Origin of the sequence: Streptomyces sulfonofaciens (genome assembly GCF_014656295.1) — a bacterium.
Classification (GTDB): Bacteria; Actinomycetota; Actinomycetes; order Streptomycetales; family Streptomycetaceae; genus Streptomyces; species Streptomyces sulfonofaciens.
Genome location: NZ_BNCD01000026.1, coordinates 90,978 through 103,175 on the forward strand (window position 1 = coordinate 90,978; position 12,198 = coordinate 103,175).

Genomic DNA, 12,198 nt, shown 5'->3' on the forward strand with positions numbered 1-12,198 from the left:
CGGGTGGTGGGCACGGCGGGCGGGTGGTGGGCACGGCGGTGCCGGCCCGTGGGCGCGGCGGTGCCGGTCGGGTGACGCACGCGGCGGGATCCGCTCGGGCGGCGGCGGCCCGTACGCAGGACCCCCGTAGGGGACCGGGACGGTCCCGTACGGGGGTCGGATGCGGAAGAGAGGTGCGCGGCGGGGTTAGGCGCCGTCCTCGGGCCCCTGCGCCGCCGCGGGGCGCGCCGTGCGCCGCGCGCGCAGCTCGCGCAGGCCCGCGGCGGCGAGTACCGCCGCCAGCGCGCCCGTCGACCAGAGCACCTGCGGCCGGGCGGACGAGTCGTCCAGCATCAGGCCGAGCACCACCGCCATCACCGCCAGCGTCACCCAGGTCAGCCACGGGAACGCCCACATCCGCAGCGTCAGCCGCTCCGGCGCCTCGCGCTCCAGGCGGCCGCGCAGCCGCAGTTGCGACACGGCGATCAGCGCCCACACGTAGAGCAGCACCGCGCCGACCGCGTTGAGCATGTACAGGAAGACCGTGTCCGGCCACTTGAGGTTGAGCAGGACCGACACGAAGCCGAAGGCGACCGAGGCGAGCACCGCCCGCTGCGGCACGCCGGCAGCGGGGGCGGCGTTGCCGGAGGCACCGGTACCGCGGGGGTCGGACGCCCGGCGGGATCCGGCGCCGGATCCCGCGGCGGGTCCCGCGCCGCGCCGCCCGCCGAGCAGCGGCAGCCCGTTCGCGACCTTCAGCAGCGCCCTGGGGGCCTCACCGCGCTCGGCCAGCGAGAAGATCATCCTGGACGATCCGTAGAGGTTGGCGTTGAGCGCCGACAGCAGCGCCACGAAGACCACTATATTCATGATCGTGGCCGCCGACGGCACCCCGATGGAGTCCAGCACGGTCACGTACGGGCTGAGTCCCGCCTTCTGCGCCGTCCACGGCAGCACCGTCACGATGACCAGCATGGAGCCGACGTAGAAGAAGACGATCCGGTACACCGCACTGCGCACGGCACGTGCCACCGAGCGCGCGGGGTCGTCGGACTCGGCCGCCGCGATGGTCACGACCTCCAGACCGCCGAAGGCGAAGACGACGGCGAGCACTCCCGACGTCACGCCGTCCCAGCCGCCCGGCAGGAAGCCGCCCTCGCCGCCGGTGAGGTTGTCCAGGCCCACCGCGTGCGTGTCCGGCAGCAGGCCGAAGACCGCCAGCACGCCGAGCACCAGGAAGAGCACGATCGCGGTGACCTTCAGGGCCGCGAACCAGAACTCGAACTCGCCGAAGTTGCGCACCGCCGCGAGGTTGCTGACCGTGAAGACCAGCATGAAGACCAGCACCCAGGCCCACTGCGGCACCGCGGGCAGCCAGCCGTGCGCGATCTGCGCGGCGCCCGTCGCCTCCACGGCGAGCACCACCACCAGCAGGAACCAGTAGAGCCAGCCGGCCGTGAACCCGGCCCAGCGGCCGAGGCCGCGCTCCGCGTGCACCGAGAACGAGCCGGACGCGGGCAGTGCCGCCGACATCTCGCCCAGCATCCGCATCACGCACGTCGCGAGCGCCCCCGCGATCAGGTACGACACGATGATGCCGGGCCCGGCGACCGAGATGCCCGCACCCGACCCCACGAAGAGCCCGGCGCCGATCACCCCGCCGAGGCCGAGCATGGTGAGGTGGCGCTGCTTCAGGCCGGCGCCGAGCGGCTCCGGCCCGGCGGCGAGCCCGGCTCCGCCGGGCACCGCGGACGCCGGTGCGGCACCGGCCGCTGTGCCGTCCGGACCCCGGGCGGGCGCGGGAACGGACGGGGCGGAGGAGGGGGCGGTGGCCGGCCGGGCGACGCCGGCGGCCTCGGTGGCGGGCCCTTCGGACCCCTGCTGATGCATCGTGGCGAGCGCTTTCGATCGGGGGTGGTCGGGTGTGCGGGTCCGGCCGCGCACGGGTCCGGCGGCGACCCGCGGCCGGCTCCTCCTGCGGCTCGCCGGACGGCATCGGCGGACGGCCTCGGTGGCGGCCCCGCACCCTTCCGCGGTGCGCGCAGGGCCGCGCGGCCCGAGCCCGTCGCGGCATCGGGACGACGACGTTAGCGGCTCGGCGGCGCCCGCGAAGGGATGAGGGAGACCCGGGAAAGAAATTGGCGGGATTCCACAGCACGTCCCGATGGCCACGCCCCGTCCCGGTCGCCACTGCCGAGCTGGGCGCGAGTGACGCGCGTCACGCCGACACAGGAGTAAGCCGCGGCCTTTGTGTGGAACGTACCAAGCGGGTGCGCGCCGCTTGTGGATGGCCGATGGTGAGCGGCGCCCGCCGTCTGGGTTAACGTCACGATGTCCCGGCCTGTCCGCACCCGCCCGGCCCTGTCCCCCCGACCCCGCGGAGCCCCGATGAGTACCGCTGCCGTCTCCTCCCGTCCCGGCGTCCTCGCCGATCTGCTGCCCGCGCAGTCCGGCGCACGCGCCCGTGCGCGCGACGCCGTGCTCATCGCCGGCGGTGCCACCCTCACCGGCCTGGCAGCCCAGCTCGCGGTGCCGGTGCCCGGCTCGCCGGTGCCGGTGACCGGGCAGACCTTCGCGGCCCTGCTGGTGGGCACCGCGCTCGGCACCGGCCGCGGCTTCCTCTCCCTCGCCCTCTACGCGCTCGTGGGCGTGGCGGGCGTGCCGTGGTTCGCACAGGGCGCCTCGGGCGTCGGCGGCGCCTCGTTCGGGTACGTGCTCGGCATGGTGCTCGCCGCCACCGTGACCGGTGCGCTGGCCCGCCGTGGCGGCGACCGCTCGGTGCTGCGCACGGCGGGCACCATGGTGGTCGGCTCCGCGCTCGTCTACGCGGTCGGCGTCCCCTACCTGGCCCTGGTCACCGGGATGTCCGCCACCCAGGCGATCGCCGCCGGCCTCACCCCGTTCCTCATCGGCGACGCGCTGAAGGCCGCGCTGGCCATGGGGGCGCTGCCCGCCGCCTGGCGGTTCGTCAGGCGCTGACCGCCGCAGGGGGCGCTCCGGCCGCGCGCCGGCCGGGCCCCGCCGGCCGCGGCCCGCAGCTCACCGCTGCGCCACCGTTGGTCCGCAGCCCCTGCGGAACACGCGCTCGGGGCCGTAGTGCTCCTTGAGCGCGGCGAGCCGGGCCGCCGCCCCGGGTCCTTACAGGCCCTGCGGGCACTCGCCCCCGCCGAAGGAGTTGTTCAGCAAGCGCCCCGTCGTCCAGGGGGCGAGCAGTCCGAACACCTCGGCGTAGTGGGCCCGCACGCTCCCCGGTCGGTGCCGCCGAGCCGGACAGCAGCCGCACCGGGAACCGGCCGTCCCGGTGCGGCACCGCGTTCGGCACCGGGGGCTCGGCGCCGAGCGCGCCCGCCAGGTGGTTGACCTGCGCACATCATGGGCGCGGCCGGCCCGGTCAGCGCCGGCGGTTCGCGCGCGGCCGCCGGGCCGAGTCCGCTGAGCACGGCGCTGTCCCCGTGGTAGCCGTACCGGAAGTCGGGGCCGCTGCGGATGGTGCGGCTCTCGGCGTACGGCCTCTCCCGCAGCGAGTCGGCCAGCACCGGCCCCAGCCTCCTGAGCGGCGCCACCAGCCGCTCGCCCTCGCCGGCCCGCCCGGTGCACACGATCCGCACGCCGGCCACGTACCGGCCGCGCAGCCCCTCGGGGAGCGCGGGGAGGTCCGGGTAGGGGACCGCGACGAACGAGGACGTCGGTTCGTCGGGCACGGTGCGCGTCCACTCCTCGTAGGCGCACGGCACGGCCCCGGATCGGCCCCGCCCCCGTCGAAGGCGAGCGAGCCGCCGTACAGTTGCGCCACGGGCACCGGAGCCGTTTCCAGCCCCGTCACCCGCCGAAGTCCGCGCCGCCGCCGAGCAGCGCCCAGAACAGCTCGGGATCGCTGTCGGGAGCGACCCGCCGTGGCCGTCCGTCGGCGGTCACCACGTCCAGGGACCGCACGTGGTCGGCCGCGTGACCGCAGGTGCGGCCCAGGATGCCGAGTCCGCCGCCCAGGGGGTCAGGAGACCGCGGCCCGGGGTGCAGGAGACCGCGCAGGTACCGGGCGCGGAGCCGTTCAGCGGCGCGAGCCCGTGGCGCCCGGCGGCGGCCACGACCCGCCCGGTCCGCGCACCGGCCGCGATCCGGGCGGTGCGGGCCACCGGGCCGACGCCCACGGCGTCCATCCGCCGGGTGGTGATCAGCAACCGGCCCCGCGAGGCGCCGGGCGTGCCGTGTCCCGTCGCCTGGACGTCGACCGGCGTGCCCGCGGGGCCGCGTACCGTACCGCCGCCGTGACGTCGCCGGCCGACGACGCGGCCCAGGCCGGCGCGGACCGCCGGGCGAAGCCGGTCTGGAAGCCGGCCGTCCCCTGGTCGTACCCGGCGTCCGAGGGCCGTAGGACGAGACGGCCGGCGGCATGGGTCCCCAAGCTCACGAGAGCTCCCTTCGGTGCGTTGACGGGGTCCGTCGCGGACCCGCACCCGCAGGCTCACGCACCAACCCGACAACCGCCGTCAGGTTTTGTCGGGGCTTTTCGAGCCCGCTCCGGGGCTTGCCGGACCCGCCCCGGGGCTCCCCGGGCCCGCTCCGTGCGAGCTGCCGGCGGTCTGCGCGGTGCGCCCGTCCGCGGCCCCCGCCCCGGCCGCCCGCTGCCGCCACTGCCTGAGCAGCGCCGCGGCCACCACGACGGCCGCGGCCAGCAGCGACATCAGCACCTGGTCGCGTCCCGCGTCGTCGGTCAGCATGTAGACCAGCACGAAGGCGATCATCGCGATCGTCGCCCAGGTGAGGTACGGGAACAGCCACATGCGGACGACGAGCCGGTCGGGCGACTCGCGCAGCACGATCCCGCGCATCCGCAACTGCGTGCAGCAGATCACCAGCCACACGAAGAGGGCGACGGCGCCGGACGAGTTCAGGAGGAAGGCGAAGACCGTCTCGGGCCAGCGGTAGTTGAAGAACACCGCGAGGAACCCGAAGACGACCGAGCCCAGGATGGCGGCCCGCGGCACACCACGGGTGCTGGTGCGCGCGAACGCCTGCGGGGCGTCACCGCGTCTGCCGAGCGAGAACGCCATCCTGGAGGCGGTGTACAGACCGGAGTTGAGGCAGGACAGCACCGCGGTCAGCACGATCACGTTCATCACCTGCCCGGCGTGCGCGATGCCGATCGAGTCCAGGCTCGCCACGTAGGAGCCGTCCTTGGCGATGGCCGCGGAGTTCCAGGGCAGCAGGAGCAGCACCACCAGGATGGAGCCCAGGTAGAAGACCGAGATCCGCCAGATCACGCTGTTGGTGGCCTTGGTGACGGCCCGCTGGGGGTCGGACGACTCGCCGGCGGCGAGGGTCACGATCTCGCTGCCCATGAAGGAGAAGACGACCGTCAGCACACCGGTGAGGATCGACCCGGGGCCGTGCGGCAGGAACCCGCCGGTGTCCGTGAGGTGGCCGAACCCGGCCGCCGCGTTGTCCGAGCCGGGCAGCGCCCCGAAGGCGGCCAGCAGGCCGACCACGATGAACGCGCCGATCGCCACGACCTTGATGCCGGCGAACCAGAACTCGAACTCGCCGTACGAGCCGACCGAGGCCAGGTTCGACGCGGTGAGCAGCAGCATCACGATCAGCGCCCAGGCCCACTGCGGGACGGCGGGCACCCAGCCGTTGAGGATCACGGCGCCCGCGGTGGCCTCCACCGCGAGGACCACCACCCAGAAGAACCAGTACAGCCAGCCGATGGAGAAGCCCGCCCAGTGGCCCAGCGCCCGATCGGCGTACTCGGAGAACGAGCCGGAGGACGGCCGGGCCGCGGCCATCTCGCCGAGCATCCGCATGACCAGCACCACCATCGCCCCCACCAGTGCGTAGGAGAGCAGGATGGCGGGCCCGGCCGCGGCGATGCCGGCGGAGGACCCGACGAACAGGCCGGCGCCGATCACACCGCCGATCGCGATCATCGACAGATGGCGGTTCTTGAGCCCCGCCCGCAGGGCGTCACCGCCCTCGCCGTGGGGCGGCCCGGGCTTCCCTGGGTCGTTGTCCGCTGGTGCAGGCGATCGCCGGGAGGTCATGGACGGATCCTTCAGGTCATCGGGTCACGAGCCCCCGCATTCAAACTCACTGTCATACGGTACGGAAGTCCCGACTCCTGATCGTTGTACGACGGGCCGCGGGGCGCCCCGCGTGCGCCGCCCGCACCCGCGGACCGGACCCTGGGGCGTCCCGCGGGCCCGTGACGTGCCACACTCGGTGCATGCGCGTGTACCTCGGCTCGGACCATGCCGGATACGAACTCAAGAACCACCTCGTCGAATGGCTCAAGGACCAGGGCCACGAGCCCGTCGACCGCGGCCCGCTCGTCTACGACGCCGCCGACGACTACCCGCCGTTCTGCCTGCGCGCCGCCGAGGGCGCGGCCGGGGACCCGGGCTCCCTGGGCATCGTGATCGGCGGCAGCGGCAACGGCGAGCAGATCGCCGCCAACAAGGTCGAGGGCGTCCGCGCCGTCCTCGCCTGGAGCGAGCAGACCGCCGCCCTCGGCCGTGAGCACAACGACGCCAACGTCATCGCGATCGGCGCCAGGATGCACACCACCGAAGAGGCCGTCAGGTTCGTCGAGACCTTCCTGAACACCCCCTTCTCGGGTGACGAGCGGCATGCGCGCCGCATCGCCATGCTGTCGGCGTACGAGACGTCGGGCGAGCTGCCCGCCGTCCCCGCGCACCACCCGCAGCCGTAGCGCACCCGCCACCGGCACCTTCCGCACCGGACGGGGCCGGTCGTGCCGCGGTGCCGGCGGCGGTCGGCACGGCGGTGCGGCGCCCGCGGCGCACCGCCGCCGAGACCATTCGCAGAACCTCTGGATCCAAGGAGGCCGGGCGTGCCCGAAGGGCACACGATCCACCGGCTCGCAGCCGACCACAGGGCGTACTTCCTGCCAGGGCCCGTCGCGGTGAGCAGCCCTCAGGGGAAGTTCTCCGACGCCGCCGCCCTGCTCGACGGCACCGCCCTGTCCGGGGCGGAGGCGCACGGCAAGCACCTGTTCCTGGGCTTCGGACCGGCCGGCTGGGTCCACGTCCACCTGGGGCTGTTCGGCAAGTACACCTTCGGGACGCCTCCCGTGCCGCCGCCCGCGGACACGGTCCGGCTGCGGCTGGCGGGCCCGCGGGCGTACGCCGATCTGCGCGGCCCGACCACCTGTGCGCTCATCACGGACGCCGAGAAGGACGCCGTGCACCAGCGGCTCGGGCCGGACCCGCTGCGGGCCGAGGACGCCGCGGGGGACGGCGCCGAGCGCGCCTGGCGCAGGATCTCCCGGAGCCGGACCAGTATCGCGGCCCTCCTGATGGACCAGAAGGTGATCGCGGGCGTGGGCAACGTCTACCGCGCCGAAGTCCTCTTCCGGCACGGCATCGACCCCTACCGCGCGGGCCGCGACCTCACCCGTGCGCAGTGGCAGGCCCTGTGGGCCGATCTGGTGGTCCTGATGCGGGAGGGCGTGCGCACCAACCGCATCGACACCGTCCGTCCCGAGCACGCACCCGAGGCCATGGGCCGTCCGCCGCGCGTCGACGACCACGGCGGAGAGGTGTACGTGTACCGCAGGGCGAACCGGCCCTGCCACCTGTGCGGCGGCGAGATCCGCACCGCCGGTCTCGCCGCCCGCAACCTTTTCTGGTGCCCGGGCTGCCAGACCCGCTGAGACCGCGGCCAGGCGTCCTCCGAGCCCGGGCGGAGGGGTGGGACGGCCGGGGACGGCAGGGCCCGGGAGCGCACCGCCAGGACGCGCCGGGGCCCTCAGAAGCCGTGCGGCAGCCAGGGCGCCGGATCGGACCCGAAGGCCGACGAGACCTCGCCCAGCGCCCCCTGGCGCAGCTCCCCGACCCATCCGGCGGCCGCCATCGACACCAGGCTCCGGCCCCCCAGATAGGCGGCGCCCAGTTCGCGGACCGAGAGCGCCAGGTCCGCGGGGTCGGCGGTCCGCTCGCACAGGGGGGCCTTGCCCGGAGCCGCCGTCAGCCGCCAACGCCCCTCGTTCCACGGGCAGAAGGCGTCGGACACCTCCAGGACGGCGTCCACCGGCGCGCGGTAGGCACGCGCCTGGAGGGCCGCGCCCACCTCCACCAGGCGTACGTGCAGCCCGTCGCGCGTCTGCATCCTGCACCTGCGGAGGTCGGACACCAGGTGCTGGAGGGCGTCGTCCACCGGCCTGTTGTGCGCCACCACGGTCGACGTCAGGTCGATCGACACCAGGAACCGCCACAGTGCCGCGTACCCGGCGGGATCCAGCGCCTCCAGGTCCCGCAGCACGACGGTGCCCTGCGGCCCCGCCTGGTCCCAGCCGGGCTTGTTGTGGAAGCGCGCGTAGCCGACCACCTCGCCGTCCCGCTCCGCGAGCACGCACTGCAGCGGTGAGGAGCCCTGCCGCTCGGACACCGGGTCGAGCAGCGGCAGCCGTGCCCAGCCCGAGTCGGGACGCCGTTCGAGGAGCCCCGGCCTGCGGGGCACCAGGCGTCCGTAGACCGCCTCGCACGCGGCGGCGGCGTCCGCGGGCGGGGCGTAGCGCAGGCGCACCTCGTCGGTGCCCCGGGGGGCGTCCACCCGCACCCGGTGGCTGTCGATCTCGAAGCTCGTCCGCAGGGTGCCGGTGCCGTAGCCGAACCGGCCGTAGATGGCGGGCTCCGAGGCGGTCAGCACGGCCAGCGCCTCGCCGCGGGCGCGTACGTCGTCGAGTTGCCTGCGCATCAGCGCGGTGAGCAGACCGCGCCGCCGGTGGGTGGCCGAGACACTGACCATGGTCACGCCCGCGGCGGGCACCACGGCTCCTCCCGGCACGGCGATGCGGAACGAGAACGCCCCGGCCGTCCCGACGCACTCGGCACCCTCCCAGACGCCCAGGGAGCGTTCGTGCTCGGTGAGGTCCCGCCACAGCGCCCGCTCCTCGAAAGGCTCCGCGACCCCGCCGAACGCCCGCTCCAGCGTTGCGTACCACGTGTCCCAGTCGGCGGCGTCCAGTACTCGCACTTCCGTCGTCATGGAGGCATCCTTACCAGGCGGCCCCGACGAGGAGCGACGGATTTCCACCGGCCGGACAGTGCGCGAGGGCCGACCCCACCGGTTCCGGACGCAGTTCGGCGGGCTTACGACGGCCGTCGGACAGCAGTCCAACGAAGGACAACCGGAACCTCCCGTGCGAAGTGCGGGCATCGCTGGATAGGGTCCACGAGCGATGGCAGGAAGACGCGCGGCAGCGGACACGTTCCCGGCCCGGATGAAGAAGCGACTCCACCGGGCCCGAATCGGCCTGCGCAGATCCGGTGTCGACTACTTCCGCGGCGACGGCTCTGACTGGATCGCGCTCGCCGGCCTCCTGCTGACGATCCCGCTGATCGCCTGCGGCACCGTGATGGACTCCGTGTGGTGCTCACCGTCGCTGCTGGTGCTGCCGATCGTGGCGGGCGGCCTGCTGCTGCGTCCCGCGAGCCTGCTCGGCCTGTACGCGGGCGCGGCCACCGCCCTCATCGTGGAGTCCATAGCCCTCGGCCCGTACACACTCGGCCCGTCGCGGGTGACGCCCGGCGTGGTGCTCGTGGTCGCCGCCTGCGGGTTCTTCGGGCTGCTGATCGCGCAGTTCCGCAGCCGCGTCGGGGTGCCCTGGCGGCGCGGTGGAACCATGCTCTTCGACCTGCGGGAGCGCATCCGGGTGCAGAGCAAGCTGCCCACGCTGCCGCCCGGCTGGCACCGCGAGATGGCGCTGCGGCCCGCGGGCGGCCAGTCGTTCTCCGGCGACTTCGTGGTCGCCGCCCGCACCAACGCGGGGCGCAGCCTGGAGGTCGTGCTCACCGACGTCTCCGGCAAGGGCATGGACGCCGGCTCCCGCGCCCTGCTGCTGTCCGGCGCCTTCGGCGGTCTGCTGGGCTCCCTGCCGCCGCACGCGTTCCTGCCCGCGGCCAACGGCTATCTGCTCCGCCAGGACTGGGAGGAGGGTTTCGCCACCTCCATCCACCTGGTGCTCGACCTGGAGTCCGGCGACTACGAGCTGTACTCGGCCGGCCACCCGCCGGGCCTCCAGCTCAGCGCAGGCACCGGCCGCTGGGAGGAGAAGGCGGCGGAAGGGCCGCTGCTCGGCGTGTACGACGGGGCGCAGTTCGACCCGATCAAGGGCACCCTGCGCCCGGGAGACGTCCTCATGCTGTTCACCGACGGCCTGGTGGAGACCGCGGACCGCGACCTCGCGGAGGGCCTCGACCGCCTCACCGGCGAGGCCGACCGGTATGTCGCGGGCGGCTTCCACGGCGCGGCCTGGCACCTCATCGAGGCGGTCGCCAAGGACGTCAACGACGACCGCGCGCTGCTGCTGATCTGCCGCGAGCCCGCTTAGCGGCGGCTCCCTCCCGGGCGGCACCGGCCGCGGCGGGCCGGCGGCGGGCGCGCGGAGGCGCGGAGGCGCGGAGGTCGGTGCGCAGGCCGGCGGGGCCGTCCGGGGGTCCCGGACGGCCCGGAGGCCGGGAGGCCCCGGACGGGATGTCGCCGCTCGGACGGCATGTCGCCGCTCGGACGGGATGTCGCCGCTCGGACGGGATGCCGCCGCTCGGACGGGATGCCGCCGCTCGGACGGCACGCGGCCGCTCGGACGGCACGTCGCCGCCCGGGCGGCCGGGCCGACGGCGTCAGCGCCCGCTGGTGCCGCACATCCCCTGAATGAGGCGCGCGTTCTGTGCCAGGAGCGCGTCGCGCACCGCCGCCGTGCGGGCGCAGAGGCGCGCGTAGTCCCCGGGCGGGGTGTCGCGGACCACCGTGCCCCAGTGCTCCGGATGTCCCGCGGGGGCGTCGGGGCGAAAGCGCACCATGCAGTCCGCGAAGAGCGGGTCGGCCGCGGTGTAGTGGTCGTAGTCGTCCTGGTGGGTGAGCATCGGCACACCGCAGGACAGCGCCCAGCCGGCCGCCGCGGTGAGCTTTCCGTGCAGGTACTCGGGGTTGACGGTCATCACGGCGACGTACCGGGACGCGTCGAGGGCCCGGTAGAACGCGGGGAAGCCGGGGTTGGCCAGCACCGTCAGCAGACGCCCCGGGATGCCGCTCGCCTCGATCGCCGCCCGCACCCTCCGCCGCCCCTCGTCGTCGGCCTGGCCGAGGAGCGTCAGCGGCACTCCGGCCTCGGCCGCCAGCCGCAGTGCCGTCGGGTAGTCGCGGCGGGAGAACTCCATCCGTCCTGGCACGACCACGCCGGAGCGGTCCGCAGGGGGCGTGCGGAGCGGGTCGGCGCCGGCCGGCGGGGTGCGGAAGACCGGGAAGAAGCGGCTGACGCGGCGCCGCAGCTCCGCGGGCAGCTCGGCGACGGCCTCGGCCGGCGCCACTCCGGCATGGGCCAGGTGGAGCCCTTCATGGTCGCGCAGCAGGGCCGCCACCCGGTCCGTGTCGTCGAAGAAGCCGATGTCGTGCACCAGCGCGAGCACCCGGGCCGAGGCGGCGAACGCGAGCCTGAGTATGCGTTCGTCGGGAAGCGGATAGGTGCCTATCAGCACCGCGTCGAAGGAGCCGCGCCGGTCGCCGATCAGTACGGCGTCGCGGAGATCGGTGAGCGGGCCGTACGAGCACTCGACGCCCAGCTCCTCGCGCAGCAGAGCGCCGGCGCCCCAGTAGTCGTGGCTGTACACGGAGATGTCGCAGCCCGGGCGCAGGGTGGCCGCGGCGCTCGCGAGGGAGAACAGGACCTCCGCGTGGAAGGCGTTGGCCTCCATGACCACCACGTGGGGCCGACGTGAGGGATGAGCCGCATCATGCATGACGGGTACCTCGATGCCTGGTCGAAGGATGTGCGGCCCGACCCGCCACCTGGTGACGTGAGCACGTCATGTTGGGCCGGTGAGGGGTGCGGGACCGCGGATCATCTTGGAGCGGCGTCGGGGGTGGAGGACGGCGGTCTGCGGGTCCCGCCGGGCGTACCGGCGGCGGCGTCCTCAACGCGGCTTTGCGACGTGTGACTGCCGGGCGCGGCACCACCCCCCCGTAGGTATGCGACCGCAGCACGGTACAAGGCGCCGCCGGCCGCGCCCCGCCGACACGCCGCCGCGGGAGGCGGAGGCCGTGTCGACGGGGCGCGGCCGACGGCGTGTCGGCGACCGTGGCCGGCGGCGGGGGCCACCGGCGGCGGAGGTGGTGCGGGTCCGGCGGGCGCACCGAGCAGCCCGCCGAGCCGACCGAGCGGGAGGTTTCGGGCTGGTGCCCCTGACGTCAGGGGCACCAGCC

The 12,198-nt window shown here is 74.7% G+C and carries 9 protein-coding genes; 4 read left to right on the top strand and 5 right to left on the bottom strand.

The window, feature by feature from the left end; translation table 11 throughout:
- Positions 1 to 186: 186 nt before the first annotated feature.
- Positions 187 to 1,653, bottom strand: coding sequence for an amino acid permease (locus IE313_RS30295; protein WP_189937919.1), 1,467 nt, complete (start codon positions 1,651 to 1,653; stop codon positions 187 to 189).
- A 714-nt stretch (positions 1,654 to 2,367) separates the two neighbouring features.
- Here IE313_RS30295 and IE313_RS30300 point away from each other — a divergent pair.
- A complete protein-coding gene (locus IE313_RS30300) occupies positions 2,368 to 2,958 on the top strand; it encodes a biotin transporter BioY (protein ID WP_189937892.1) in 591 nt (196 codons plus the stop codon).
- 200 nt (positions 2,959 to 3,158) lie between these two features.
- On the opposite strand, the gene IE313_RS35720 is transcribed toward IE313_RS30300, so the two are convergent.
- Together IE313_RS35720 and IE313_RS30310 are read right to left on the bottom strand one after the other, a co-directional pair.
- Complete coding sequence (locus IE313_RS35720) at positions 3,159 to 3,680, bottom strand: hypothetical protein (protein ID WP_229925086.1); 522 nt, start codon at positions 3,678 to 3,680, stop codon at positions 3,159 to 3,161.
- Between the two features lie 786 nt (positions 3,681 to 4,466).
- Complete coding sequence (locus IE313_RS30310; protein WP_189937894.1) at positions 4,467 to 6,020, bottom strand: amino acid permease; 1,554 nt, start codon at positions 6,018 to 6,020, stop codon at positions 4,467 to 4,469.
- Between the two features lie 182 nt (positions 6,021 to 6,202).
- On the opposite strand from IE313_RS30310, the gene IE313_RS30315 reads away from it, so the two are divergent.
- Positions 6,203 to 6,688, top strand: a complete 486-nt coding sequence (locus IE313_RS30315; protein ID WP_189937896.1) for a ribose-5-phosphate isomerase — start codon at positions 6,203 to 6,205, stop codon at positions 6,686 to 6,688.
- Positions 6,689 to 6,829: 141 nt separating this feature from the next.
- Positions 6,830 to 7,651 carry an Fpg/Nei family DNA glycosylase gene (locus tag IE313_RS30320; protein ID WP_189937898.1) on the top strand — a complete coding sequence of 274 codons (822 nt, stop codon included), beginning with the start codon at positions 6,830 to 6,832 and terminating at the stop codon, positions 7,649 to 7,651.
- Positions 7,652 to 7,746: 95 nt separating this feature from the next.
- Here IE313_RS30320 and IE313_RS30325 read toward each other — a convergent pair whose 3' ends face one another.
- Positions 7,747 to 8,985 carry a GNAT family N-acetyltransferase gene (locus tag IE313_RS30325; protein ID WP_189937900.1) on the bottom strand — a complete coding sequence of 413 codons (1,239 nt, stop codon included), beginning with the start codon at positions 8,983 to 8,985 and terminating at the stop codon, positions 7,747 to 7,749.
- Positions 8,986 to 9,178: 193 nt separating this feature from the next.
- Between IE313_RS30325 and IE313_RS30330 the strand changes: the two genes are divergently transcribed.
- Positions 9,179 to 10,330 carry a PP2C family protein-serine/threonine phosphatase gene (locus IE313_RS30330; RefSeq protein ID WP_189937902.1) on the top strand — a complete coding sequence of 384 codons (1,152 nt, stop codon included), beginning with the start codon at positions 9,179 to 9,181 and terminating at the stop codon, positions 10,328 to 10,330.
- A gap of 289 nt (positions 10,331 to 10,619) precedes the next feature.
- Here IE313_RS30330 and IE313_RS30335 read toward each other — a convergent pair whose 3' ends face one another.
- A complete protein-coding gene (locus IE313_RS30335) occupies positions 10,620 to 11,735 on the bottom strand; it encodes a hypothetical protein (RefSeq protein WP_189937904.1) in 1,116 nt (371 codons plus the stop codon).
- Positions 11,736 to 12,198 lie beyond the last annotated feature (463 nt).

Bases quoted from the DNA above. Each gene is read 5' to 3' on its own strand.
- IE313_RS30295 (WP_189937919.1), bottom strand. From the start codon at position 1,653: ATGCTCGGCCTCGGCGGGGTGATCGGCGCCGGGCTCTTCGTGGGGTCG.
- IE313_RS30300 (WP_189937892.1), top strand. From the start codon at position 2,368: ATGAGTACCGCTGCCGTCTCCTCCCGTCCCGGCGTCCTCGCCGATCTG.
- IE313_RS30310 (WP_189937894.1), bottom strand. From the start codon at position 6,020: ATGACCTCCCGGCGATCGCCTGCACCAGCGGACAACGACCCAGGGAAG.
- IE313_RS30315 (WP_189937896.1), top strand. From the start codon at position 6,203: ATGCGCGTGTACCTCGGCTCGGACCATGCCGGATACGAACTCAAGAAC.
- IE313_RS30325 (WP_189937900.1), bottom strand. From the start codon at position 8,985: ATGACGACGGAAGTGCGAGTACTGGACGCCGCCGACTGGGACACGTGG.
- IE313_RS30330 (WP_189937902.1), top strand. From the start codon at position 9,179: ATGGCAGGAAGACGCGCGGCAGCGGACACGTTCCCGGCCCGGATGAAG.
- IE313_RS30335 (WP_189937904.1), bottom strand. From the start codon at position 11,735: ATGCATGATGCGGCTCATCCCTCACGTCGGCCCCACGTGGTGGTCATG.